This is a genomic window from Hyphomicrobium sp. (genome assembly GCF_051860585.1).
Taxonomy (GTDB): domain Bacteria; phylum Pseudomonadota; class Alphaproteobacteria; order Rhizobiales; family Hyphomicrobiaceae; genus Hyphomicrobium_C.
The window spans coordinates 1-25242 of record NZ_JBHYDS010000001.1 but is presented as its reverse complement, the minus strand read 5'-3'; the positions used below and the strand labels follow the sequence as shown (position 1 = coordinate 25242).

The 25242-nt window shown below is 64.1% G+C and carries 18 protein-coding genes; 9 read left to right on the top strand and 9 right to left on the bottom strand.

The genetic code is table 11. The features are described from left to right. The first annotated feature begins 268 nt into the window (after positions 1 to 268). Positions 269 to 1306 carry a glutamine synthetase beta-grasp domain-containing protein gene (locus ACTIFK_RS00090; RefSeq protein WP_439541001.1) on the top strand — a complete coding sequence of 346 codons (1038 nt, stop codon included), beginning with the start codon at positions 269 to 271 and terminating at the stop codon, positions 1304 to 1306. Positions 1307 to 1460: 154 nt separating this feature from the next. Here ACTIFK_RS00090 and ACTIFK_RS00085 read toward each other — a convergent pair whose 3' ends face one another. From ACTIFK_RS00085 to parE, 3 genes are all read right to left on the bottom strand, one after another. Continuing rightward, entirely contained in the window at positions 1461 to 3923 is a 2463-nt protein-coding gene (locus ACTIFK_RS00085; protein ID WP_439541000.1) for a patatin-like protein, read from the bottom strand. Between the two features lie 319 nt (positions 3924 to 4242). Beyond that, positions 4243 to 4959 (bottom strand): GntR family transcriptional regulator, encoded by a 717-nt coding sequence (locus ACTIFK_RS00080; protein WP_439540999.1) that lies wholly within the window; start codon positions 4957 to 4959, stop codon positions 4243 to 4245. 380 nt (positions 4960 to 5339) lie between these two features. Continuing rightward, the gene (gene parE, locus ACTIFK_RS00075) at positions 5340 to 7352 is read right to left on the bottom strand and encodes a DNA topoisomerase IV subunit B (RefSeq protein WP_439540998.1); all 2013 of its coding nucleotides are present in this window, start codon (positions 7350 to 7352) and stop codon (positions 5340 to 5342) included. A gap of 292 nt (positions 7353 to 7644) precedes the next feature. On the opposite strand from parE, the gene ACTIFK_RS00070 reads away from it, so the two are divergent. Next, a complete protein-coding gene (locus tag ACTIFK_RS00070) occupies positions 7645 to 8577 on the top strand; it encodes a DMT family transporter (protein WP_439540997.1) in 933 nt (310 codons plus the stop codon). A gap of 46 nt (positions 8578 to 8623) precedes the next feature. Here ACTIFK_RS00070 and ACTIFK_RS00065 read toward each other — a convergent pair whose 3' ends face one another. Then, positions 8624 to 9619 (bottom strand): GSU2403 family nucleotidyltransferase fold protein, encoded by a 996-nt coding sequence (locus ACTIFK_RS00065; protein ID WP_439540996.1) that lies wholly within the window; start codon positions 9617 to 9619, stop codon positions 8624 to 8626. 116 nt (positions 9620 to 9735) lie between these two features. Beyond that, positions 9736 to 10551: a pantoate--beta-alanine ligase gene (gene panC / locus ACTIFK_RS00060; RefSeq protein WP_439540995.1), complete on the bottom strand. Its 816-nt coding sequence runs from the start codon at positions 10549 to 10551 to the stop codon at positions 9736 to 9738. Positions 10552 to 11037: 486 nt separating this feature from the next. Between panC and putA the strand changes: the two genes are divergently transcribed. From putA to ACTIFK_RS00045, 3 genes are all read left to right on the top strand, one after another. Continuing rightward, positions 11038 to 14241 (top strand): bifunctional proline dehydrogenase/L-glutamate gamma-semialdehyde dehydrogenase PutA, encoded by a 3204-nt coding sequence (gene putA, locus ACTIFK_RS00055; RefSeq protein WP_439540994.1) that lies wholly within the window; start codon positions 11038 to 11040, stop codon positions 14239 to 14241. Positions 14242 to 14524: 283 nt separating this feature from the next. Continuing rightward, positions 14525 to 15292, top strand: a complete 768-nt coding sequence (locus ACTIFK_RS00050) for a VWA domain-containing protein (RefSeq protein WP_439540993.1) — start codon at positions 14525 to 14527, stop codon at positions 15290 to 15292. Positions 15293 to 15422: 130 nt separating this feature from the next. After that, a complete protein-coding gene (locus ACTIFK_RS00045) occupies positions 15423 to 16121 on the top strand; it encodes a DnaJ domain-containing protein (protein ID WP_439540992.1) in 699 nt (232 codons plus the stop codon). Here ACTIFK_RS00045 and ACTIFK_RS00040 read toward each other — a convergent pair. Together ACTIFK_RS00040 and ACTIFK_RS00035 are read right to left on the bottom strand one after the other, a co-directional pair. Next, positions 16108 to 16491, bottom strand: a complete 384-nt coding sequence (locus ACTIFK_RS00040; RefSeq protein ID WP_439540991.1) for a hypothetical protein — start codon at positions 16489 to 16491, stop codon at positions 16108 to 16110. The genes ACTIFK_RS00045 and ACTIFK_RS00040 overlap by 14 nt on opposite strands. Positions 16492 to 16499: 8 nt before the next feature. Beyond that, positions 16500 to 18290 carry a serine hydrolase gene (locus ACTIFK_RS00035; protein WP_439540990.1) on the bottom strand — a complete coding sequence of 597 codons (1791 nt, stop codon included), beginning with the start codon at positions 18288 to 18290 and terminating at the stop codon, positions 16500 to 16502. 371 nt (positions 18291 to 18661) lie between these two features. Between ACTIFK_RS00035 and ACTIFK_RS00030 the strand changes: the two genes are divergently transcribed. The 4 genes from ACTIFK_RS00030 (at position 18662) to ACTIFK_RS00015 (ending at position 22815) form a co-directional block, all read left to right on the top strand. Next, positions 18662 to 18991 (top strand): phasin family protein, encoded by a 330-nt coding sequence (locus tag ACTIFK_RS00030; protein WP_439540989.1) that lies wholly within the window; start codon positions 18662 to 18664, stop codon positions 18989 to 18991. Positions 18992 to 19244: 253 nt separating this feature from the next. Then, entirely contained in the window at positions 19245 to 19586 is a 342-nt protein-coding gene (clpS, locus tag ACTIFK_RS00025; RefSeq protein ID WP_291149146.1) for an ATP-dependent Clp protease adapter ClpS, read from the top strand. 7 nt (positions 19587 to 19593) lie between these two features. Beyond that, positions 19594 to 22059, top strand: coding sequence for an ATP-dependent Clp protease ATP-binding subunit ClpA (gene clpA, locus ACTIFK_RS00020; RefSeq protein ID WP_439541536.1), 2466 nt, complete (start codon positions 19594 to 19596; stop codon positions 22057 to 22059). A 204-nt stretch (positions 22060 to 22263) separates the two neighbouring features. Next, on the top strand, positions 22264 to 22815 hold the full coding sequence (locus tag ACTIFK_RS00015) for a hypothetical protein (RefSeq protein WP_439540988.1): 552 nt from the start codon (positions 22264 to 22266) through the stop codon (positions 22813 to 22815). 50 nt (positions 22816 to 22865) lie between these two features. Here ACTIFK_RS00015 and ACTIFK_RS00010 read toward each other — a convergent pair whose 3' ends face one another. Then, on the bottom strand, positions 22866 to 23873 hold the full coding sequence (locus ACTIFK_RS00010) for a zinc-dependent alcohol dehydrogenase family protein (protein ID WP_439540987.1): 1008 nt from the start codon (positions 23871 to 23873) through the stop codon (positions 22866 to 22868). Positions 23874 to 24737: 864 nt separating this feature from the next. Next, positions 24738 to 25242, bottom strand: a 505-nt coding sequence (locus ACTIFK_RS00005; RefSeq protein WP_439540986.1) for an IS30 family transposase, incomplete at its 5' end; no start/stop codon positions are given.

The following is a 25242-nucleotide window of genomic DNA, read 5'->3' as shown; positions in this document are numbered from 1 at the left end:
GGCTTGCTTCCCTTTAGTGCAGGTTCTTCGGGAATTACGGAGGAGTTCGGATGCAGAGCGGCGCGGACACCGCGCAATCAGATGACTTCAATGCGGCCGCCTCATCTTCAGTTCCCGCGACGGCAGACGGGAAGATGGCCAAGGGAGCGGGCGCGCGTTGCAAACATCACCGCCTCGCCGACAAGCAGACACACACGTTGTTCCGTAAGCGGCCGCCGCGCGCAGCGAGATTTCACATCATTCACGTCATCAACTCGAGGAGCTCTCTATGACGAAGTACAAGCTTGAGTACATTTGGCTTGATGGCTATGCGCCGGTGCCGAATTTGCGCGGCAAGACGCTGATCAAGGAGTTCAGCGCGTTTCCGGATCTCACGGATCTTCCGCTCTGGGGCTTCGACGGCAGCTCGACCAAGCAGGCTGAAGGCAGCAACTCGGACTGCGTGCTCAAGCCGGTCGCTCACTATCCGGACCCGGCGCGCACGAACGGCGTTCTCGTCATGTGCGAAGTCATGATGCCGGACGGCGTCACGCCCCATTCGACGAACAAGCGCGCCACCATCCTCGACGACGCCGGCGCCTGGTTCGGCTTCGAACAGGAGTACTTTTTCTATAAGGACGGCCGTCCACTCGGCTTCCCGACCGCGGGCTATCCCGCGCCGCAGGGCCCCTACTACACGGGCGTCGGCTACAAGAACGTTGGCGACGTTGCGCGCCAGATCGTAGAGGAGCATCTCGACCTCTGCCTCGCCGCCGGCATCAACCACGAGGGCATCAACGCCGAAGTGGCGAAGGGCCAGTGGGAATTCCAGATTTTCGGCAAGGGCTCCAAGAAGGCCGCTGACGAAATGTGGATGGCCCGCTACCTGTTGGAGCGCCTCACCGAGAAGTATGGCGTCGACATCGAATATCACTGCAAGCCGCTGGGCGACACGGACTGGAACGGCTCCGGCATGCACGCCAACTTCTCCACCACCTACCTGCGCGAAGTCGGCGGCAAGGACTACTTCGAAGCCCTGATGGCCGAGTTCGACAAGAACCTGATGGAGCACATTGCCGTCTACGGTCCGGACAACGACAAGCGTCTGACCGGCAAGCACGAGACCGCTCCCTGGAACAAGTTCAGCTACGGCGTTGCCGATCGCGGTGCTTCGATCCGCGTGCCGCACAGCTTCATGAACAACGGCTACAAGGGCTATCTCGAGGATCGCCGCCCGAACTCGCAGGGCGACCCCTACCAGATCGCGTCGCAGATCCTGAAGACGATTTCGGCTGTTCCGTCCGCGGTCGCGGCGAAGGCCGCCTGAGGTCCACACGCATTCGTTGCGGCGCCGGTCTGACCGCTGGCGCCGCGACGGACTTCCCGCCCAAAGGCGACACTCCCCGTGTTGTTCAAAGTCTTTGGGCGGGCCACCTTCTCCCGAAGGACACGACGTCTCTGGAGATCGGCGTCTCGAGAGATCAAAGAGCCTGGATCAGCTTGCGCACCGATTGGATGAGCGGGGCGCAAGCTGTCAGATGCGCCTCCTCGCGGTCCAGCACCGCTGCAAAGGCCCTCTTCTTGAAAGCATGAATGTCGATACGGTCCGATGTTAGGCTGATCTCGGCCGCATCGCAGATGATGTCGATCAGCCGGTCGATCGCATGCAGCCGGCCGAGCAGATAGTCGTTCTCGCGATAGCCGCGCGACAGAAACCCCGCGAAGTTGGCGAACCCCGTACCCTTGAGCGTCGCGCCCGGCAGGCTCGACAGCGTGCGCGCGTCGAGCGGGCTGATGCGGTCCACCAGGATCTCGCGAAACTCGCCCGGCTCACGCGTCATCGAGACCGGGAAGGTCAGCAGATCCCAGTATGGAAAGCCGAGATAGTTGACGAGCACGTCGCGCCGCGCCTCGTGCGGCCATTCGCTGGTGTCCATCGCGGCGAGCAGCAGGTCCACGTCGCGCGTACTGGTGGTGAGATTGATCTCGTCCGCCAGCCGGTCGACCAACGCTGTCAGCTGCTCGTGGTGGCTGGTGACGAAGATCCCGGCCGACGCCTGCAGGTTGCGCGCGTCCGACGGCGAGGGCGGGGCGGGAAAGATGTCCGATACCAGCGCGTGCGTCTCCATGCTGAAGCAGCGCCAGTCCTGCCGCTTCCGGAGCGTGTCTAGGCACGAGTAGAAGTCCCGCTTGAGATGATTGACGGTTGCCGCTTCGAGGCCCGCGTATCCGCCCTCGGCTTGCCGCTGGTAGAGCCCGTTCTGCCCTTCGATAAGAAAATTCAGCCGCCGCTTCCGGTAATCGAGATCGAACTTGAGCAGGAAGTCCGCCCAGGGCTTGAGCGGCGCGGCCGGAACGCCTTCCCCGTACAGGCTCTGCGTGTCGGCGGTCTCGTAGACGATGCCGCTTTGGACCGCCCACGCTTCGATGGTGGCGGCGACCGCGTTCGCCATCGGTGAGCCGGGCGCGACGCCGAGCATGGCGCTGATCGTGCGGCTGACGAAGCGCAGGATTGACGCGAGCTTGAGGCGCACATAGCCCTCGTAGGCAAAGCCCGCCTCACGCGCCACTTGCGCGTTCATCTGCTCGCGCCAGACGCTGATCTGAGCCGTGGCGTTCGACCAGTCGAGTTCGGCTGGCACGATCCGGTTGACGTAGCGCGTCACCTGCGGACGCGCGCCTTCGATGATGCCGCGCAGTTCCCGCATCCGATCGTTGAAGCCAATCACCCAGCCGAGGTCGTCCGTCACGGGCTGCGCGCGCGGCAGATCCGAGATCGCCCCGCGAATGGTCGAGAAGAAGCCTGGCACGCCGAGCCGTTCGCGGCTCGCGGGCATCGACGGATTGGGCTCGATGTAGACCAGCCGCCGCTCCGCCTGCCGGTAGGCGGGCCGTCCGTGAATGGCGGCGATTGCCTCGCGAAACGGGCGATTGTTGAGCACGCTGCCGTCGATGAAACTGGCGTAAGTCGGGTCGAGATTGGCATCGAGATAGCGTGGAAAATTCTTCTCGAGAAACTCCTGTCGTCCCGGCCACGTCACGCCGATGTCGCGGATGAGCTGGTCCATTTCGGCGATCTGCGCCGGCGGAAACACGCCCGGAAACGATGACGTGGCACGCGCTGCGAACGCGAGCGCGGGCGCATTCGTGATGTCGAAATCACTTTCCACCGTCCCGCCCTGGCTGCGCCGGTATCCGAAATGCAGCACATGGCGATGCTCACGCTCGTGAATCAGCGGCGGATCGTGGATCTGCACCAGATGCAGCTGGCCGTAGTAGTCGGTGAGGGTGACGAACAGGTCCAGCCGCTGCCCGGACGGCAGCAGGGCGCTGCGCTTCGTCGGCTCGCCCATGGCGACGATGGCGTCGTACATCAGCCGCGACATGCCGGGCCCGTCGAGCGGCGGCTTGAACCAGCGCGACCGCATGAACAGCGACAGGTTGCGCCGCACCTCCACGTCCTTGATCGAGGGAATCACGCCGGTCGCCGCCGCGCCCCAGAAAAACGGCCTCAGCGCCAACTTGCTCCAGCGGCCGGCGCGTGCTTCCCGCGCCAGCAGCACGTTGACGTCGGCGTTGTCGAGCCACAGATCGCGGAGGCCATCGATCGGCAGATCGTGGCTGAGCGCGCGCGCCAGCATTGTCCCGTTGATGCCGCCCGCGGATGCACCCGCGATGATGTCGATGATCACGCGCAGGTCGAGGTCGCGGCCGATCTCGCGCAGCAGCTCGAAATAGATCCGCTCGGTGTCGGTCTCGGAGGCGGGGAGGCGGGTATTGTCGGGGAAGGTGGCCACGGCGCGCGCGCGCCGGTCGGAAATGTTGTGCAGCGCCGACGACGCGCGCACCAATTTCAGAATTTCCTTGCTGATCCCATGCATGTAGACGGCGAGCGAGACGCCGCCGAAGCACACGAGCGCAATGCGCAGCTCTTTCTCTCGCATGGAGAGCCCCCGCGCCGGTCTGTCCTGCAGTGCACGGCGATACGCCCGGCCCGCAGCGCATTAGCAACGAGTCTCGGGACCGCGTCCACCCGCCAACTGACGTTCTCATCGGCTTGGCGCCGTCGTGAGGGTAGCTGCAGGGACCGTTCGAGCACTTGGGCGAGATGTAGTTCCGGAACAATGCCACAATTGAAAAAGCAACAGACGAAATCGGGAGTTTTCCGCACGCACGGTCATCACCGATGCGGTTGGATAATATTTGGATCGTGAGCGAGACCTCGCCAGCAACTGCACTGGCGGTAATTCAATTCAACAACGATTATACGAAGCGGACAACATAGCGCTCGTGCCGGAGGAACGCCCGCCCGCTGCGCCATTCCAATACATCACCGCGTTCCGAAAAAATCTTTCGTTCGAGAGCGAGCACCGGCGTATTCGGTTCAATTCCGAGATCTCCGGCGTCGGAGGCGTTCGCGGGCTGCGTAGAGACGGACTCTTCCGCGCCTCCCACGATAATGCCGTTCATCTGCGCAAGCTCGGACAGGCGATAATCTCCAAGTTTTTCTGGCAGATGTGCGAATTTTTTACTAGGCAACGAGCACGTCTCGGTCATGTAGCAGCGCTTGTCGTGATAGCGAACACGCTTGACGGTAATGATCGCATCGTTCGGCACAATATCGAGTTGAAAAGCTGTCTCTTCGCTTGCAACCCCGTGGGACACCGACTTGCAATGCTTTTGGCCAATCAATGGCTCGCCGCCTCGTGTGACTAAATTCGAGAAAAACAAAGGTTGTTGCGAAAAATCGTTCACAAAAGTGCCGCGACCTTGGCGGCGTGTAACGATCCTCTCCGACTCCATGATGTCCAAGGCTTTTCGCACGGTGCCGATGCTTATGCCGAGTTGCTGAGCAAGCAGCGTTTCATTGGGCAATGACGCTCCCGGCCTCCAATCGCCGCCGGAAATGCGATTTACCAGAACATCGCGAACCTGAAGATACAAAGGTTTGGCCAATAACCTCATTTCGATATTCTGCATTTTGGTCCCCAATCCCGCAAATGGACATCACTGTCTTACGCGCCTTCCATGGCTCGGTCTACCGACGGGGGTGGGCTGATCACTAGAGTGTGCATCATTCGCAACAGAGAAATATAGGACAATGATCGAAGGAGCGCGCACTGCCGCAAATGTGGACGCTTCACTTCGCTTGCGAAAAAGATGTGGGATTTAAGCGGCTAAGCCGTGAAGTGCTTAAACTGACAATGAGAAACTTTGCGAAAAAAATATCGTTTGTCGCATTCCTGTATTTTACAAACTTGTAAGAAAGTCGAATATTGGGGATGTGGGGTTAAAAAGGAAAAATAACAAAGTTCAGAAGAATCTACGGCATTTTCGCCGACGGCTTGTGATTCGCTGGATCAGATATCGAGATCCTTGGCGAACGCGGCGCGGTCCTGGATGAAGCGGAAGCGCGCTTCCGGCTTGGACCCCATGAGTGCGCTGACGGCATCCGAGATGCCCGCGCGGTCGCCGTCGCCGATTTCGACCTTGAGCAACAGGCGCTTCTTGGGATCCATCGTCGTCGACTTGAGATCCTTGAAATCCATTTCGCCGAGGCCCTTGAAGCGCGTCACGTCGGGCTTCTTGCCGGCAAACGTCGTCGCCAGCAGGCGCTCCCGGTGGGCGTCGTCACGGGCGTATTCGACATCGCCCTTCCACGTCAGGCGAAAGAGCGGCGGCACGGCCAGGAACAGATGCCCGTTTTCGATCAGCTCCGGCATCTCCTGGTAGAAGAACGTGATCAGCAGCGACGCGATGTGCGCGCCGTCGACGTCGGCGTCCGTCATGATGATCACGCGCTCGTAGCGCAGATCCTCGTCGCGATACTTGCTGCCGGTGCCCGCGCCGAGCGCCTGGATCAAGTCGGAGAGCAGCTGGTTCTGCGAAAGCTTGGCCGACGAGGCGTTGGCCACGTTGAGGATCTTGCCGCGCAAGGGCAGGATCGCCTGCGTGTCGCGCGCGCGCGCGCTCTTGGCCGAACCGCCGGCGCTGTCGCCCTCGACGATGAAGATCTCGGTCCCGGCGGCCTGCTGGATCGAGCAATCGGCGAGCTTGCCGGGAAGGCGGAGCTTGCGCGTCGCCGACTGGCGGCCGACTTCCTTCTCGCGCCGCCGCTTGAGGCGTTCCTCGGCCTGGTCGACCGTCCACTCGAGCAGGCGCGTCGCCTGCTGCGGGCTGTCCGTCAGCCAATGATCGAAGGCGTCCTTGACGGCCGATTCGACCAGCCGCGCGGCTTCCTGCGTGGCGAGCTTGTCCTTCGTCTGGCCCTGGAATTCGGGCTCGCGGATGAACACGGACAGCATCGCAGCCGCCGTGCCCATCACGTCCTCGGCTGTGATCTGGCCCGCCTTGCGGTTGCCGACGCGCTCGCCGAACTCGCGCAGGCTCTTGGAAAGCGCAGAGCGGAAGCCGTTCTCGTGCGTGCCGCCTTCGCCCGTCGGAATGGTGTTGCAATACGACCGGCAGAAGCCGTCCTCGTCCGAGACCCACGCCACCGCCCACTCGACGGAGCCGTGATTGCCTTCGCGCTCGACCTTGCCCGCGAACAGATCCTTCGTGACGTACGTCTGCCCGGCGATTTCGGACGCGAGATAGTCCTTGAGGCCGCCTGGGAAATGGAAAACCGCTTCGGCAGGGGTATCGTCCTTGATCAGCGCCGGATCGCAGCTCCAGCGGATCTCGACGCCGCCGAACAGGTACGCCTTCGAGCGCGCCATCTTGAGCAGGCGCGCCGGCTTGAAATGTGCGCCCTTGCCAAAGATGGTCTCGTCCGGATGGAAGCGCACCTTCGTGCCGCGCCGGTTCATGACCGAACCGAGTTTTTCCAGCTTCGTCTGCGCGATGCCGCGCGAGAACACCATGCGATAGAGCTGCTGGCCGCGCGCCACTTCGACTTCGCACGTGTCGGAGAGCGCGTTGACGACCGAGACGCCGACGCCGTGCAGGCCGCCCGAGGTGTTGTAGGCCTTGCCGTCGAACTTGCCGCCCGAGTGCAGCGTGCACATGATGACTTCGAGCGCGCTCTTGTTCTTGAACTTGGGATGCGGATCGACGGGAATGCCGCGTCCGTTGTCGGCGACCGAGAGGAAGCCGTCCGCGTCGAGCCGCACGTCGATCCAGGTCGCATGCCCCGCGACCGCCTCGTCCATGGAGTTGTCGATCACTTCCGCGAACAGATGATGCAGCGACTTCTCGTCCGTACCGCCGATGTACATGCCGGGGCGGCGACGCACGGGCTCCAGGCCTTCCAGCACCTCGATATCGGCGGCGGTATAGGCGTCGGAGGCGTCGCTCGTCTTGCGGACGCGTTGGGTCTTGTCGGTCATGCTGCTTGTCAGACTCGAAAAAAGATCACGGATTGATTGGGCCATGCGCCGTCACCTTGTCTCGATGGAGGGGCAGGGCCCGGGGCCAGTAACGCGAGACAAAGGCGAGCACGGGGCCCGAATCTGCGACAGAAAGCGTTAAGGGGAGACGTGCCACGTCCGCCTGTGGATTGGCAAGCCGGCGTGCGACAGCGGCCACAGGCATGGGCCAATTTGCACCTCCGGAAGCGGCTTCATGCGCCGAAACGCCGCCACGGGGCAGTTCCCTGCACCTGAGATCGTCCGGGTCTGGTATCACCTCGCGCCTTGGCTTGGTTCCCGTTTAGAGCACCCACGCATGACAACTTCGCCCAATGAGCCCGCGTCCCGCTCCACGGGGCTGCGCGCGCTGATCGACGAACCGCGGTTCCTCGTGTTGCTGCCCGGCCTGTTCTGGGCCGGAAACTCGATCGTGGCCCGCTCGATCGCGGGCGACGTGCCGCCGATCGGGCTCGCCTTCTGGCGCTGGACGGCCGCCGCGCTGTTGATCCTGCCGCTCGCCTGGCCGCATCTGCGCCGCGACGTGCCCCTCATGCGGCAGCACTGGCCGATCATGCTGGTGCTGACGGCCCTCGGCATCGCGATCTTCAACACGCTGCTCTATGTCGCCGCGCAGACGACCACCGCGCTCAACCTCGTCATGCTGCAGACGACGATGCCGATCGTCGTCGTCATCGCCTCGTTCTTCATGTTCGGCCAGAGGGTGACGCGCACCCAGGTGGCGGCCATCGCGATTTCGATGACGGGCGCGCTGACGTTGATTTCCCATGGCGATCCGGCCGTACTGACCCAGCTCCAGTTCAAACGCGGCGACCTTTGGATGCTGGCGGCGGTCGTCAGTTACGCGTTCTACACGACGCTGCTGCGGCTCCGCCCGCCGGTCCACGGGTTGAGCTTCGCCTTCGCGAGCTTCGCCGGCGGGGCAGCGCTGCTCTTGCCGTTCTACATCGCCGAAACGCTGCTGGGCCGGCCGATGCCGGTCTCGATGGCATCGGTGCTCGCCGTCGCCTACGTCGCGTTTTTCGCGTCGGTCCTCGCCTATCTCGCGTTCAACCGCCTCGTGGAGCTTCTCGGCGCCAATACGGCCGGCATGGCCGTCCACCTCGTGCCGGTCTTCGGCACGATCCTCGCCGTGCTGCTGTTGGGCGAGACCCTGCACGCCTATCACGGCGTCGGCGTCGCGCTTATCGCCACCGGCATCTGGCTCGCCACCCGCCGCGCACCAGCCTAAGAAAGCTCAAATCGGATGTGTGTTCGTGGTCGATTGAAGAGGGCTGTCAGCTCTGTCTGACGATCTTCCGCCAGTTCGCAACCAAATCGGCGGGCAGTGAGCTCAGCTCCTTGGTGTCGAACCTCAATCCGAGAAGCTGGGCCACGCTTGCGACGGCGGACGCTTGGACCGCATCGCGATGCTTCTTCAGCGGATCTCTGCTGTCCCGTGTGGAAACCCAATATTTGTGCAAGGCAAAAGCGCGCGGATCGATGCAGCTCATCCACACCGGCAAACCATCCTCGCCGATGACGGTCGCATCGAAACGAGGCGCGTTCACGAGCCATTTGAGTCCGTCCACTCCAACAGGAACGAGGCCGCCGAGTTCATACTCGCCGGCTGCTCCCTCGTCCTTGAGCATCGGGCGAATGAGGTCGACGAAATAGCCGTCTGCATTCACCGCACGGAATAGATCGCCTTGCACTTCGAAGCTCTTGTCGGTTCTCCGGATACTGGCAAGAATTCCCGACCGCTTCTTTTCGTCGATTGCAAGCACGAGCCTGCTGCGGACATCGGCTAGCAAATCCAGGTCTCGCGTCGCCAGCAAATCGGGCTCGAATATGACGCCGCTCTTTGCTTCGTAAGCATAGAGCGCATGCGTTCCAACGACGAAAAGGCCGTCTCCCAGCAGCCCGTCTTCGTCGAGTGCGCGAAGCACATTGGCGGCAGTTCTTGGAACTCGTGCAAGCCCCATGGCCCGATTGACCGGCGCCGTCATCTCCAGGCCTTTGCGCATTTTAGTGACGCGCGCCCGCTGGGATGTGCGGGAAGACATGTAGTCTTCTTTCAATTTTTCAGTTTCAGCCGTTCTCGGCCCAAGAGACTTCTGGGTGTAGCGGTTGACGATGCGGTACAGGTATTCTTTGCCGTTGACGCGCTTCCACGTCATCGAGCCCTTGTTGCTTTCTCGGAACGCTTTGTCGGCAACCCGCCACGCTTCGAACCGTTGCTGAACGTCAATGAGTTGGCGGCGTTGATCGAGGGAAAGTTCAGGCGGCGCCATCGCATAACCTCATGAAATTAAATGAATTATCATACAAAACGTGACGCAAGTCAATTTGTATGATAAATTCAAATATATCAGTTGGTTAAGTGAAAAGCAGCTGAACGCCCGGCCCCTCAGCACCCCACGTTGTCGATCAGGCGCGTCTTGCCGAGCCAAACGGCGGCGAGCACGCGGCCGGGGCGGCCCGAGCCGGGTACGAACGGCGCGAACGTCTCCGCGTCGCGCACCTCGATGTAGTCGATCTTGGAAAACCCGGCCGCGAGCAGCGCCTGCGCAGCCTCGCGCGGATCGCGCCCCTGGGCGACCTGCAGGATCGCCTTATGCAGCATCGGCGCGACGTACCGCTCGTCTTCGGTGAGGTAGGCGTTGCGCGACGACAGCGCGAGTCCGTCCTCCTCCCGCACGGTGTCCATGCCGCCGATCACCACCGGCAGGTTGAGGTCCCGCACCATCTGGCGGATGACGGCGAGCTGCTGGAAATCCTTCTCTCCGAACAGCGCGAGATTGGGTGTCACCGCCGAGATCAGCTTGCACACGACCGTCGCGACGCCGCCGAAATGGTGCGGCCGGAACGCGCCTTCGAGCGGCAGCGCCGCGCCGCCGACGGTAATCTGCGTCGCATAGCCGTCCGGATACATGTCGCCGACCGACGGCGCCCACACGAGATGCGCGCCGGCTCCGGCGAGCTTGCCCACGTCGCCCGCTTCGTCCCGGGGGTAGCGCGCCAGATCTTCGTGCGGCGCGAACTGGCTCGGATTGACGAAGATCGAGACGACGACGCGGTCGGCCGCCGTCAGCGCGGCGGCGACGAGCGCGATGTGGCCCGCGTGCAATGCGCCCATTGTCGGCACCAGCGCGATGCTCTCGCCGGCGGCGCGCCACTCCGAAATCTGCGCACGCAAGTCCTGAACGGTGCGGACGATCTTCACTGACGCTTCCTTTTCGTCGATGCGCGCCGCCAACGGACACGCCACAACCCTATGACCAGACGGCCTTTTCATCACGTAGTCGAACAGCGGACCGGCGGCCGGCGGGAGCAGGTGAAGCCGCCTGCGCCGTTCCGTCAAGAGGCCCGGTGGACATGGGTGAAAACCCGAGTCGGACGGCTTTTCGAAGGCCGTTGTACAACCTGGCGCCAAGCGCCATGTGCAGGAGTGCACACACGCCAATGTGCAGGAGTGCACAGGCCAATGTGCAGGAGTGCAAACGGCTGAAGAATCAGGTGTGCTCGCCGCGGCAAGAGAGGGCCTAGTGTGATGATCGAGAAATTCGCCACATCAAGCAGCCAGGTTCCGAGCGAATTTCTCGGTGTGAATCACACGAGCAAGTCTAGGATTCTAGTGTCCCCTATGATTCCGAAGTTCGCTCTGGGACCTAGCTGCAAACTCAAGCGAACTTCGGAATCGGGACACTAGATGGTTGCGCTGAGAAAATCCGATTTCGCCGGCGGACACGCAGGCGAGCCCGAACGGCCGTCGCGCGACGAGATTGCGTCTCACCTCTTCGCGGACGAGACGCGCCTCGTCGGCGGCCTGATTGAGCGCGCCGTCTACACCGAAGACGAGCGCCGCCGCACGGCCGAGCGGGCCCGTATCCTCGTCGAAGCCGCGCGCGATGGCGTGGGCAAGCACGGCGGCGTCGATGCCTTCATGCGCGAGTACGGCCTGTCGAGCGAAGAGGGCGTCATCCTGATGTGCCTCGCTGAGGCGCTGTTGCGCATCCCCGACGCCGACACGGCCGATCGTTTCATCGCCGAGAAGATCGCGGGCGGCCAATGGGACCGCCACCGCGGCCATTCCGACAGCATCCTCGTCAACGCCTCGACCTGGGGCCTGATGTTGACGGGCCGCCTCGTCAAGCTCAAGGAGGCGCGCGGCGCCAATCCCTGGGAGGCCTTGAAGCGCTTGGCCGCGCGCTCCGGTGAGCCGGTCATTCGCCAGGCCGTGCGTCAGGCCGTGAAGCTGCTGGGCGATCAGTTCGTGCTGGGCCGCTCGATCCGTGAGGCCATTGCGCGGTCGGCGGCTTTCGAAGCGCGCGGTTTCCGCTTTTCCTACGACATGCTGGGCGAAGCGGCAAAATCCGAGCGCGATGCGTCGCGCTACTTCGAACGCTACATGGGCGCCATCGACGCGGTGGGACATGCGGCCGGCCCGAATCCGCTGTCGCATCCGGATTCGCTGCTCGCCCGTCCGTCTCTCTCGGTCAAGCTGTCCGCGCTTCATCCGCGCTACGAGGCGGGCAAGGAAGCGCGCCTTGCGGACGAACTCTATCCGCGCGTCCTCACGCTGCTCAAGTCGGCGGAGGCGCACGGCCTCGCCGTCACCATCGACGCCGAGGAGCAGGATCGCCACGAACTGATGCTCGACATCTTTGCCCGCGCCTACACCGATCCCGCCTTCGAGCGCTGGACCGGGCTCGGTCTCGCGGTGCAGGCGTATGGAAAACGAGCCATCCCCACCATCCGCTGGCTGCGGCGGCTTTCGGAGCTGGGCGGAAAGCGCATCCCCGTCCGGCTGGTCAAAGGCGCCTATTGGGACAGCGAGATCAAATGGGCCCAGGAGCGCGGCCTCGCCGATTATCCGGTTCTGACGCGCAAGCTGCATACCGACGTGTCCTACCTCGCCTGCATGCGCCTGCTGCTGTCGGATGAGAAAGCGTTCTATCCGCAGTTCGCCACCCACAACGCGCACACCGTCGCCGCCGCGACCGTCGCCGCCGGCCAGACCGGGTTCGAGTTCCAGCGCCTGCATGGCATGGGAGAAGCGCTCTACGAGGAAGTGTCCGCGCCCGGCAAGCTGCGCCACCCGTGCCGCATCTACGCGCCGGTCGGCGAGCATGAGGACCTGCTGTCCTATCTCGTGCGCCGCCTGCTCGAGAACGGCGCCAACACGTCGTTCGTCAACCGCCTCGCCGATGAGGAAGCGCCCATTGCGCAGATCATCCGCGACCCGGTGGAGACGGCCGAACGCGAGCGCGGGGCGCCCGCTGCCGCGCGATCGATGCCCCGGCCCCGCGACATCTACTGGCCGGAACGCAAGAACTCGGGCGGCATCGCGCTCACCGACCGCGGCCATCGCCAGGCCCTGCTAGCGGACATGGACGCAGCCCTTGCCCGTCCGTTCGACGCCGGCCCGGTCGTGGATGGCATCGAGTATGTCGGCGGCCCGCAAGCCGCGCTTCTCACCTGCCCCCATGACCGCCGCGAGCGGCTGGGATCCGTCCGCATCGCCACGCCGCGCGAGGTCGACGCGGCCATCGATGTCGCCGAACGCGCCGCGCACGGCTGGGACCGCCTCGGCGGCCCGGCGCGCGCCAAAGTCTTGGATCTCGCAGCGGACATGATCGAACGTGACCGCGCGCGGCTGATGGCGGTGCTGGTCCGCGAAGCGGGCAAAACGCTTCCTGCGGCTCAAGCCGAAGTCCGCGAGACGGCCGACCTGCTGCGCTATTACGCTGTCGAGGCCCGCCGCCTGCTGAGCGCGGCCGCGCCCCTGAAAGGCCCGACAGGCGAACAGAATGCCATCGAGCTGCGCGCGCGCGGGCCGTTCGCCTGCATCGCGCCGTGGAATTTCCCGCTCGCCATTTTCGTCGGCCAGATCGCGGCGGCGCTCGCGGCCGGCAATCCGGTGCTCGCCAAGCCCGCCGAGCAGACGCCGGTCACGGCAATGCTCGCCGTGCGCCTCCTGCACGAGGCCGGCGTCCCGAAAACCGTGCTGCACCTTCTGCCGGGCTCCGGCGCCGTCGGCGCCGCGCTCGTCAAATCCCCGAAGATCAAAGGCGTGGCCTTCACCGGCGGTAACGAAGCGGCGTGGTCCATCCAGAAGGCGCTCTCCGATCGCAGGGGCGCGATCATCCCCTTCATTGCCGAGACCGGTGGCCTCAACGCGATGATCGCCGACAGCAGCGCGCTGCCCGAGCAGGTCGTGCGCGACGCCCTGACCTCCGCCTTCGACAGCGCGGGGCAGCGCTGCTCGGCGCTGCGCGTTCTGTTCGTGCAGGAGGAGATCGCCACCCGCACGCTGCGCATGCTGACCGGCGCCATCGAGGCGCTGGATGTCGGCGACCCGTTCGACTACGCGACCGACATCGGCCCCGTGATCGACGAGGCGGCGCAGGACACGCTCGAGGCGCACAAGGTCCGGATGCAGCGCGACGGCCGCGAGCTGATCGACGTGCGCCTGCCGACGGCCTGCCGCGCGGGAACGTACGTCACGCCGGCCTGCTACGAGATCGACCGGATGGCGCTCCTGGATCGTGAGGTCTTCGGCCCGATCCTGCACGTCGTGCGCTTTGCGGGCGGCCATCTGCCGAAAGTGGTCGAAGACATCAACGCCTCGGGCTACGGCCTGACGCTGGGCCTCCACAGCCGCATTTCGAACGTCGCCGATTATGTTGCCGAGCACGCCCGTGTCGGCAACCTCTACGTCAACCGCAACCAGGTCGGCGCCGTGCCGGGCGTCCAGCCGTTCGGCGGCGAGGGTCTCTCCGGCACCGGCCCGAAGGCGGGCGGCCCCAACTACGTCGCACGTTTCGCGACCGAGCGCGTCCGCACCGCCGATATCACGGCCACCGGCGGCAACGTCGGCCTGCTGACCCAGGACGTCTCCGAGGACGATTAGAGCAGATTCTGTTCAGACGAATCCGCCCACTTCACCCTCCCCCTGGCGGGGAGGGTCGCGCGAAGCGCGGGGTGGGGGGAAGAGCTTGGAGTACCCGGCCTATAAATTGCTCCAAGATCATCCCCCACCCCTACCCCTCCCCGCTAGGGGGGAGGGGGGGCTGTTGCGATGCTGTGGGCGGCGGCTCGCGACTGTGGCGACGCCTGGTCGAGGGAAAGACGGCCGTTGTTTCGGCTCTCGCTTCCCACCATGTTAAGGGCCGTCAAATGGATGTGGGCCCGCAATGGCGCGAGACTTGAAGCCTCCTAAAAACGCGACGTCTGAACCGCTGGCCACCGGCAAGGCAGCCGGCAGCGTTGCCGCGCGCGACGCGTCCTCCAGCAGTGAGATCGCCGATTTTGTCGCCAAGGTGAAAGCGCTGGGACCCGCCACGGGGCCGGGCCGCGGCCGCCTGCTGTTCGCCATGGACGCCACGATGAGCCGCGCGCCGACGTGGGACATGGCCCTCGCGCTCCAGTCCGAGATGTTTCAGGCGGTCAAGGAGATCGGGTCGCTTGAAGTGCAGCTCATGTACTTCCGTGGCGCCGGTGAGGCGCGGGCGTCGCGCTGGGTCTCCAATGCGGACGCGCTCGCTGGGCTCATGCGCCAGGTCGCCTGCCACGGCGGCTACACGCAGATCGGCAAGGTGCTGACGCACGCTCGCCGCGAATCCGAGACCAAGCGCATAAGCGCGCTCGTCTATGTCGGCGACGCGGTCGAGGAGCAAATCGACGATCTAGCCGGACGCGCGGGTGAGCTTGCGCTGCTCGGCGTGCCCGCATTCCTGTTTCAGGAGGGAGACGATCCGCACGCCACCCGTGCGTTCGCGGAGATCGCCCGCCTCACGAAAGGCGCCGCGTGCCGCTTTGGTCCCGGCTCGGCCGCCGAGCTGCGCGATCTGCTGACGGCGGTTGCCGTCTATGCGGCCGGCGGCGAGAAGGCGCTGCAAGCCCTGCTCGCCAAGCCCGGCTCGGCCGGCGCGCGCCGGCTGCTCGGCCAGATGAAGCGGTGATGGCGCGAGCCTGCCTTGGTTTCCGAATGCGAATGCGGTGTCTATAGTGCACGCAAGCTTCTGCCTGCGCCGGATATGGCCTGGCTTCTCCGTTTGACAGGAAGAGACACGTGCCCGGATCGATGCGCTGATGCAGTTTTTTCTACTCGGCCTGGCCGCGCTCGTCCTGGCGCTGTTCTCGATGGGCGGCTTTACGCGCGCCAATCCCGCCGCATTGGCGCGGCAACTCCGCCTCGCGGGCGGCGCGCTCGCGCTCGGTGCGTCGGCCCTGTTTCTGGTGCGCGGCGCGCCCGGCGTCGCCGCTGTTCTGGGAATGGTCGGAAGCTGGCTTTTGGGCTGGAGCGGCAATGCCCCGACGTGGCGCCGTTCCCCGGCACCGAAGCCCGGGAAGTCGTCCACCGTCACCACCGATCATCTCGCCATGGAACTGGATCACGACAGCGGCGCCATGGGCGGCCGCGTGCTGAAAGGCATGTTCGCGGGCCGCAACCTGGACACGTTGAAGCCCGCTGAAGTAGCCCTGCTTTGGCACGACTGCCGCTTTATCGATCCGCAGTCGGCTCAGTTGCTCGAAACGTATCTGGATCGCGTCCACCCCACATGGAGGGATGACGTCTCACGCGGCGAGCGCGAAATGCGCGACCATGATGGGCGCATGCAGCCGGAGCAGGCCTATGAGATCCTGGGCCTGAAATCCGGCGCGACCGACGAGGAGGTGCGCCGCGCCCATCGCGACCTGATGCTGAAGCTGCATCCCGATCGCGGCGGCTCGACCTATCTCGCCGCCCAGGTCAACGAAGCGAAAGACGTCTTGCTCAGCCAGCGTTGAGGACGGCGGAAACGACGCTCTCCGGCAGCTGGCCGGCGAGCTGCAGCAGCGACCCCAGAACGATCAGCACGGTCGCGAGCACGAAGAAGCGTTTGCGCGCCTTCAATGTCGCGATGTGGCGTGCGCGGGCGCCGCGCTCCACCATTTCGTCCTGGATCCTGTTGTGCGTATCGAGGTGCGTCCGGAGCTGGTCGGAGGCATGCGTGGTTTGGTGGTGGCGCAGGGATTGCTCCCAGGCGCGCCTTTGCTGGTGCTCGAGGACCGCGTTTTCGTGGAAGAAGGCGATCCACCATTCCCTGAGCAGCAGCAGGAATCCGATCAGGTCGAGCGCGATACCCGCGACAGAGATCCAGCTCTGCACGGCCGCCATCGGAGTTCCTATTCCGCCCGCATGACGAGGCAGTCGACGGCGAGCCGGCGCAGCTCGAGGCAGGTTGCCGAAGCCGCCGCTTCATCGAAGTTCACGAACCGGGCGCGATAGATCTGCCGCTCCGCCTTTTGGAACGGAAGCGTCACCCCATTATGGCCTTCCAGCAACGCGATGGCCCGCGTGCGCACGCCGTCGATTTTCGATTGTGCTTCGTCCGCTGTCGAATAGGCGCCGATCTGAATTTCGAAGCCCTTGCCGCCGGGTGCGCTGGGCCTTGCCGGCACGGTAACGCTTTCATGTGCGGCAACGAGTGCGGCGTGGGCCGATGAGCCTTCCTCTTGATTGCGCGCGATGTCGCTGGCGCCGAGCGCGCTGGCCTGGGCGCCGAGCGTCGAGGCAGGGCGCGCCACCGAGCCGGTTGCGTCCGCGACAGATGCACCCGAAGGAGGGGCAGCCGAAGCAGGGGCAGCCGAAGCCGAAGCCGAAGCCGAAGCAGGCGCGCCGTCGATGAGCGATTTCCGGATCAGCCCGGCAATGTCCTGCGGTGTCCCGGCCGATGCCTGCAGCAGGCGCGCGGGCGGGGGCGCATTATTTTCATTGTCCGCGGCCGCCGAATTGTCTTCGGTTTCCGCGTCCGACATCGCCTCGCGCAGGGCCTGAAGGTCCAGGCGCGGGGACTCGGCGGGTTGGGCAGGCGCGCCGGGCTCGGGTAGGCGGGCAACCTGCACGGGTGCGCCGGGCTCAGCGGATGGCTTGGCGGGTGCCGTGTCCGACGACAACACCTGGGCGATGGCATCGGGCGTGCGGCGCACGGCGCGGACGGGAAGCGGCACGGCAGCGGCTGGAGGCGCCGCGGCGGCGTTGGCGCGGGCGGCAGGCTTCGTCGGCGGCGGCGGAGCAGGCGCGACAGCGGCCAGAACCGGTGCGGGCTTCGCAGGCTTCCGCGCCGAGGCGATCAACTGCGAGGAGGAATCGCGGGTCTTGCTGGTGGAAGCGTTCTGCAGCGCCGCATAGAGCAGGGATCGCATGAGCGCGTTGCGCGTCGCGGCGGTCTTGCCGCCGAACACCGCGCCGACGACGTGTTTGCCGTCCGCGCGCACCGACGATACGAGATTGAAGCCCGAAGCGCGCGTATAGCCTGTCTTTATGCCGTCCATGCCCGGAAAGCCGCGCATCAGGGTGTTGTGCGATTTGTAGATCTTGCCGCCGTACTCGAACGAGGCGAGCGAAAAGTGCCGGTAATGCTGCGGAAAGTCGTCCTGCAGCCGCAGGGCCAGCGTCACCATGTCCCGCGCGGTGGAGAACTGGGCGGGATTGGGCAGGCCGGACGCATTGCGGAATGTGGTGTTGCGCATGCCGATTTGATGGGCGCGCTCGGTCATCATGTTTGCGAACTGGTATTCGGAGCCGCCGATGTGCTCGGCCACCGCCACGGCGATGTCGTTCGCCGATTTGATGACGAGCGCCTTGATGCAGTCGATGACGGCAATCTCTTCGCCGACCTCGAGCCCCAGCTTCGACGGCGCCATGCCGTTCGCGCGCTCGCTGATTCGGATCTTGCTTTGATAGGTGAGACGCCCCTGCTCGATCTCGCCGAACAGCATGTAGAGGGTCATCATCTTGGTCAGCGACGCCGGAAAGCGCAGTTCGTCGGCGGCTTGATCGTGCAACACGCGGCCCGAGTTGGCGTCGAACACGAAGGCGGCCTGCTTATTGGCGTCGCTCTTCGCGTGTGCAGCACCGAGCGGCAGCAAGGACAGTCCGCAGACGGCCAGCAGCAGCAGCATCGATCGCGTCACGACAGTCGCCAAGGAGCCCCCCAAGGGTAAATGCTCGTCTGTGATGCTCGTGGTCGGAAGTCCGATCCTCGGCGTGCAATCGCCTGCCCGTTGGGCGCTGCCGAGGCGTCAACCATACCTGAAGCGGGTTTTCATGCCTATTCTTCTAGGCCACTTTGGGGCCAGCCTGCGCCTTTCCGGCGACGCCCACCGCCAGTCGTGCACACGAGGTTCGTCACGCTAGCGAACGAGCCCTGCAATTGGGTTAACGAACCGGTTACCGGCCGCGGCGCCAGCATGTTGCGACGCAATGCGAAGCTTGAAAACCATGGTGCAGCGCCTATAATTGTAGGGCGGCACTCTTCCAGCGGATCAGCACGGGTAGGCAGCTCATGATCAACAATCTGCAAGATATTCAGAAGATTAGCCAAACCAACGTCGATACGTTCATCAAGATCTTTGGCGATTGGAACAAGGGTTGGCAGGCGATCGCAGCCGAAATGACCGATTATTCGAAGCGCGCTTTTGAAGATGGCACGGCAACCTTTGAGAAGCTTGCGTCGGCCAAGTCGGTCGAGCAGGCAGTCGAAATTCAGACCAACTTCGCCAAGCGCGCCTATGATGATTACCTGCATCAGGTGACCAAGATCGGCGGCATGTACAGCAGCTTGGCCAAGGACGCCTATAAGCCGGTCGAGAAGGCCTTTCAGAACGGCAGGTGAGCGAGCGCTCGCCGAGTGACGGGAAAATAGGCCCCTGGCTTTCCAGCCATGGGCCTTTTTTATCGCACGGAAGACACCACTTTCATTTCGCCCGATTGATCTGGTCGGTTCCCTCTAGAATTCCCGCCCTGCGGGGTGACCGTAAAGGGGCATTGCTGGCGCAAGCTACCTGAGCAAACATGGCCCCATACGACGCAGCGAGGAAGTAGCCGCTGCAAGGATCGACAAAGAGCAGATGACACTGGAACTGAGAATGGCCGGACGTAATGGGGCGGGTAACAATGACAAGAGTGGCGAGGAGGGCAAAACCGGCCTCGTCACCAAGACGCGGCCAAAAACCAAGAAACCGTCACTCTACAAAGTACTGATCCTCAACGACGACTACACTCCGATGGAGTTCGTCGTGCTCGTGCTTGAAAAGTATTTCAGCAAGGGCCGTGAGGAAGCGACACGCATCATGCTGCACGTGCATCACAAGGGCGTCGGGATCTGTGGCGTCTTCACCTACGAGGTCGCAGAGACGAAGGTGACGCAGGTTATGGACTTCTCACGCCAGCATGGCCATCCTCTACAATGCACCATGGAGAAAGAGTAGGTTGAACGTGCCATCCTTCTCGAAGAGTCTTGAAGCATCGCTCCACCGCGCTCTGGAGTTTGCAAACGAGCGCAATCACGAGTTCGCCACCCTCGAGCATCTGCTCGCGGCCCTGATCGACGATCGCGACGCTGCAGCCGTCATGCGTGCCTGCAATGTCGACCTCGATCAGTTGCGCCAGCGCGTGACCGAATATCTCGACGCCGAGCTGGGCAACCTTGTTCACAAGGGCAGCGCCGAAGCGCAGCCCACCACGGGTTTCCAGCGCGTCATTCATCGTGCGGTCGTGCACGTGCAGTCGTCCGGCCGCGAGGAAGTCACCGGCGCGAACGTGCTTGTCGCCATTTTCGCGGAGCGCGAGAGCCACGCGGCCTTCTTCCTGCAGGAGCAGGAGATGACGCGCTTCGACGCGGTCCAATACATCAGTCACGGAATCGCCAAACGAGCTGGGATGGCAGAGCCCAGGGGAGTGCGCGGGGTGGATGACGAGCAGGCGAGCGAGACCGGCGAAGACAAGAAGCCCGGTCAGGACGCGCTCAACACATATTGCGTCAACTTGAACAAGAAGGCGCGCGACGGCCGCATCGATCCGTTGATCGGCCGCGAGCAGGAGGTGCTGCGCACCATCCAGGTGCTCTGCCGCCGCCAGAAGAACAACCCGCTGTTCGTCGGCGATCCCGGCGTCGGCAAGACCGCCATCGCCGAGGGCCTGGCGCGCAAGATCCTGCGCGGCGAGGTGCCGGAGGTGTTGAAGAACGCCACCATCTTCTCGCTCGACATGGGCGCGCTGCTGGCCGGCACGCGCTATCGCGGCGACTTCGAGGAACGCCTGAAGGCGGTCATGAAGGAAGTCGAGAACTATCCCGGCGCGATCCTCTTCATCGACGAGATCCACACCGTGATCGGCGCCGGCGCGACGTCCGGCGGCGCCATGGACGCATCGAACCTGCTGAAGCCCGCGCTTCAGTCCGGCACGGTGCGCTGCATCGGCTCGACCACCTACAAGGAATACCGCCAGCACTTCGAGAAGGATCGCGCGCTCGTCCGCCGTTTCCAGAAGATCGACGTCAAAGAGCCGACCGTCGAGGACAGCATCGCCATTCTCAAGGGCCTGAAGCCGTACTTCGAGGAGTTCCACAAGCTCAAGTACACGGGCGAGGCCATCAAGGCCGCCGTGGAGCTGTCCGCGAAATACATTCATGACCGCAAGTTGCCCGACAAGGCGATCGACGTGATCGACGAAACGGGCGCCTCGCAGATGCTCGTGCCCGAGGGCAAGCGCAAGAAGAAGATCACGGTGAAGGAGATCGAGGCCACCGTAGCCACGATGGCGCGCATCCCGCCGAGGACGGTCACCAAGTCCGACGCCGAGGTTCTCTCGAACCTCGACAAGGACATGAAGCGGCTCGTATTCGGTCAGGACAAGGCCATCACGGCGCTCACCGCCGCGATCAAGCTTGCGCGCGCAGGCCTGCGTGAACCGGAAAAGCCGATCGGCTGCTACCTGTTCTCCGGCCCCACCGGCGTCGGCAAAACCGAAGTCGCCAAACAGCTCGCCAACCTGATGGGCGTCGAGCTGCTGCGCTTCGACATGTCCGAGTACATGGAAAAGCACACCGTCTCGCGGTTGATCGGCGCGCCTCCGGGCTACGTCGGCTTCGACCAGGGCGGCCTGCTGACCGACGGCATCGACCAGCATCCCCATTGCGTGCTTCTGCTCGACGAGATCGAGAAGGCCCATCCGGACCTGTTCAACATCCTGTTGCAGGTCATGGACCACGGCAAGCTGACCGATCACAACGGCAAGCAGGTCGATTTCCGCAACGTGATCCTGATCATGACGACGAACGCTGGCGCGGCCGATCAGGCCCGCCCGCCGATGGGCTTTAACCGCGCGCGGCGCGAGGGCGAGGATACCGAGGCCGTGAACAAGATGTTCACGCCGGAGTTCCGCAACCGTCTCGATGCCGTCATCCCCTTCGCCGGCCTGCCGCCGGAGGTAATTGCCAAGGTCGTCGAGAAGTTCATCTTCCAGCTCGAAGCCCAGCTCGCGGACCGTGGCGTCACGATCGAGCTCTCGGAGGGCGCGCACAAATGGATCGGCGAGAAGGGCTACGACGAGAAGTTCGGCGCCCGGCCGCTGGCCCGTGTCATCCAGGAGTACATCAAGAAGCCGCTCGCCGATGAGCTGCTGTTCGGCAAGCTCGAGAATGGCGGCACGGTGAAGGTGCTCGTCCAGGGCAAGGGCGAGGACAGTACGCTCACGTTCGAGATCATCCCCGGCGATCCGTCCAAGAAGTCGCGTGCCAAGGACGAGGACGACGAGGACGACGATCTCGAAGTCGCCGAGGCGGCAGGTCTGGTCGAGGCGGCGCCGCCGCGCAAGGCCCTGCCGGGCCCGAAGGACAAGAAGGACAAGGCCCCGCGTTCGGGCGGCGCTGTCCCGAGCGTCCCGCGCAAGAAGGAAGACTGAGGCAGCAGCGCCCGGTCGCCCGGCGCCGCACCAAACAAACACGCCGCGAAGCCCACGCTTCGCGGCGTTTTCATTTCGTGCTGAAGCAGATCCGTAGCCGCTACCGGGGTTTCGTGCGGCGCTTGCCGGAACACAACGACACGTTCATAGTCAGGCTACGTATCGATACGGCATCGCGCCATGGGTCTTGTGGGTTTCGGTGATGTGACTGAGCTTGCGCATTCGGTGCGTCCGCATCTGTTCTCCGACGTACGGACCTACACCCTCGGGAATGACGCTCTCGCCGTCCATCACGGTGAGAGCGGGAAGCGTGTTCCCTATGCCGACATCGCAAGCGTCCGCCTGATCTCGTATGCGAGCGTCGACGGCCCACAAGAGCAATGCACGATCGCGACCCGCGCGCACGGCAAGATCGTCGTGCGCTCGCATCACTTCGTCTCAACCGGGGAATTCGAGGATCGTTCCGCCACGTATGCTCCGTTCGTTCGCGATCTCTGCCGGCGAATTCACGCAGCCAACACGAAGGCGCGGTTCATCCGCGGGAGCGCAGGATTGCAGGCCGGGTGGTTTGTCGTTTTAGCGTGCGCCGCGATAGGCTGGGCCATCTGGATCGCTGCCGTATACGAGGGCGTGGTCGGTGTCTGGCAGGCCGCGAGCGTGTTCGCCCTCCTGGCATTGGCCAGTTTCTTGGGCTTTCACGCCTTTAAAGGAAACCGGGTCGAGGAGTTCGATCCGTTTAACCCGCCCGTGTCGTAAGCCGGTACGATGTGAACGAACCGCTTCCGACGCGGTTGGATCCTATCGCCTCACGCCTCCACGCAGATCTTGCCGAAATGCTGCGCCTGTTCCTCATGGCGGAAAGCGTCGGCGAGTTGATCCAGCGCGAACGTCTTGTCGATCACGGGGCGGATGCCCGTCGCTTCAAGCCCGCGCACCAAGTCCAGCTGATGCTGACGGCTGCCGACGACGATGCCCTGCAGCTTGATCTGCTTCGCCATCATGGCGAGCGTCGGCACCTCGCCCTTGATGCCTGTCAGGATGCCGATCAGCGCGATATGTCCGCCGATGCGCGTCGCCGTGATCGATTGCGCCAGCGTTCCCGGCCCGCCGATCTCGAGCACATGATCGACGCCGCGCTTGCCGGTCCAGGCGCGCACGGTGCTGCCCCAGTCGGGGTCCGTCTTGTAGTTGACGGTAAAGTCCGCGCCCATGCCGCGCGCGCGTTCGAGCTTCGCGTCCGACGAGGACGTGACGATCGCAACAGCGCCCATGGCCTTCGCCATCTGCAGCGCGAAGATCGCGACGCCGCCCGTCCCCAGGATCAGCACCGTGTCGCCGGCCTTGAGCTGCCCCTCGACGACGAGCGCCCGCCATGCGGTCACGGCCGCGCACGGCAGCGTCGCCGCTTCGGCGTGGCTCCAGCCCTTGGGCGCATGCGTGAACCAGTGCGCCGGCGTGACGACAGCTTCGCAGGCATACCCATCGAGGCCATCGCCGGGCACGTGGCTGAAGTTGCCGTGCGGCGGAGCGCCGTCCTGCCAATAGGGGAAGAAGCACGAGACGACATGATCGCCCGCCGCGAACTCCGTCACGCCGTCTCCGATCGCTTCGACGACGCCCGCGCCGTCCGACAGCAGGATGCGTCCGTTGGCGGTCGGAATGGCGCCCGCGGCCACGGCGTAGTCGTGATAGTTGAGCGAATTGGCAGCGATCCGCACGCGGATCTGCCCCGGCCCCGGTGCGCCCGGATCGCCGCGCTCGACGACCTGAAGATGATCGAGCCCCGCGGGGCGAGCAACAGTGACGGCTTTCATGGGGATGCTCCGTGTGGGCGGTGGCGGTGTGCGGGCACAGGCGCACATCTTGAACGTAGGATGCCCACTCCTCCATCGCCACCCGCACTTAAGGCCCAGGACGCATTTTCAAGTTTCTGCGCGCTTCAGTGACGTTGCGGACGTATGGATCCGCATAGGTTTGCCATCCCGGTACGCCGCCCGATTGACCGGCCGGACCGAAACGCCGCCGGAGTAAAGACTGCCAACGACCGGGTCTCTTCCCCTCTCCCCGTTTTGACGGGGAGAGGGCCAGGTGAGGGGCAGATAGAGCGTGAGGGGCAGTCACAAGAGCAAACTCCCGCCAACCGCCGGGTCGCTTCTGCCGTTTCCCCGTTTGACGGGGTGAGGGGCAGATGGAGGCTGAGAGCAGATTGATGGTGAGGGAAATGCAGGGCGAGGGGCCGCCACAAACTCAACTGTCATCCTAGGCCTTGTGCCTAGGACCCATTCGTCCACGTGGGAAAGCGCAACGCGTTGCGTCCAACGACTCTCTCCCTCTGCAATGACCCGAGGATGACGAAGGAAGCCAAAGCCCGATCGACACGGACCTACGCACTAAATCCCTGCCCCACCAACTTCGCCCCGGCGCGCTAAAGCGCGCCGCGCAAGTGCGCGGCTCGGCCTTTCAGGCCGGCCGGGGCGAAGTTGGCGGGGCAGGGTGGAGCAGCATTCCGCAAATGCGAAGTCATCCGGTGCGTCATTGCGCAGCCACGCTCCGCACGGACGAGAGCGGATTTTTGATGTCCGCCGCACACGCGAACGTCATCCCGGCATCATGGCGCAGTCGTGTTCCGCGTAAGCGAGGAGAGCGAAGGAGGCGCATACGTCCCACACCCAGGAACGTCATCCCGGCGCAGGCCGGGATGTGGATTCACATTCGAAGTGCAACAGTTGAGCAAGAAAGATCTCGGCTGGGGTTTGGAAGTCAAGGCACTTACGTGGAGTGCAGTTGTAGGCCCTGAGAAGGTCTGCGAAGCGCTGATCTGAGAGGGTTGCGAGATCGGTTTTGCGGGGCAGGGTGCGCCTGAGGCGGCCGATGGCATTCTCGATGCCGCCTTTCTGCCAGGGGGCATGGGGCTCGCAAAAGAAGGTGGCGAAGCCGAGGTCATGGAGCCGGTAGTGGCGCGCGAACTCGGTGCCGTTGTCGAAGGCGATAGAGCGGCGCAGGGGTTCGGGCAAGGGTTCGAGGATGCGATGCATCAGGTCGGCGATGAGGTCTGCGGTCCTGTTTGGCGGCCTTGCGGCGAGCAGGATGCGAGAGGATCGCTCGTGCAGGGTGAGGATGGCCTGACCGTACTTCGCGAACAAGACGAGATCGGCTTCCCAATGGCCGGGCACTTGGCGCCCG

What these genes read in the sequence shown, in the direction of transcription:
- clpS (WP_291149146.1), top strand. Translation starts at nt 19,245, where the DNA reads ATGGCCGGACGTAATGGGGCGGGTAACAATGACAAGAGTGGCGAGGAG.
- ACTIFK_RS00070 (WP_439540997.1), top strand. Translation starts at nt 7,645, where the DNA reads ATGACAACTTCGCCCAATGAGCCCGCGTCCCGCTCCACGGGGCTGCGC.
- parE (WP_439540998.1), bottom strand. Translation starts at nt 7,352, where the DNA reads ATGGCCCAATCAATCCGTGATCTTTTTTCGAGTCTGACAAGCAGCATG.
- ACTIFK_RS00040 (WP_439540991.1), bottom strand. Translation starts at nt 16,491, where the DNA reads ATGGCGGCCGTGCAGAGCTGGATCTCTGTCGCGGGTATCGCGCTCGAC.
- ACTIFK_RS00085 (WP_439541000.1), bottom strand. Translation starts at nt 3,923, where the DNA reads ATGCGAGAGAAAGAGCTGCGCATTGCGCTCGTGTGCTTCGGCGGCGTC.
- ACTIFK_RS00065 (WP_439540996.1), bottom strand. Translation starts at nt 9,619, where the DNA reads ATGGCGCCGCCTGAACTTTCCCTCGATCAACGCCGCCAACTCATTGAC.
- ACTIFK_RS00050 (WP_439540993.1), top strand. Translation starts at nt 14,525, where the DNA reads ATGGCGCGAGACTTGAAGCCTCCTAAAAACGCGACGTCTGAACCGCTG.
- ACTIFK_RS00010 (WP_439540987.1), bottom strand. Translation starts at nt 23,873, where the DNA reads ATGAAAGCCGTCACTGTTGCTCGCCCCGCGGGGCTCGATCATCTTCAG.
- ACTIFK_RS00045 (WP_439540992.1), top strand. Translation starts at nt 15,423, where the DNA reads ATGCAGTTTTTTCTACTCGGCCTGGCCGCGCTCGTCCTGGCGCTGTTC.
- ACTIFK_RS00080 (WP_439540999.1), bottom strand. Translation starts at nt 4,959, where the DNA reads ATGCAGAATATCGAAATGAGGTTATTGGCCAAACCTTTGTATCTTCAG.
- ACTIFK_RS00030 (WP_439540989.1), top strand. Translation starts at nt 18,662, where the DNA reads ATGATCAACAATCTGCAAGATATTCAGAAGATTAGCCAAACCAACGTC.
- ACTIFK_RS00090 (WP_439541001.1), top strand. Translation starts at nt 269, where the DNA reads ATGACGAAGTACAAGCTTGAGTACATTTGGCTTGATGGCTATGCGCCG.
- putA (WP_439540994.1), top strand. Translation starts at nt 11,038, where the DNA reads ATGGTTGCGCTGAGAAAATCCGATTTCGCCGGCGGACACGCAGGCGAG.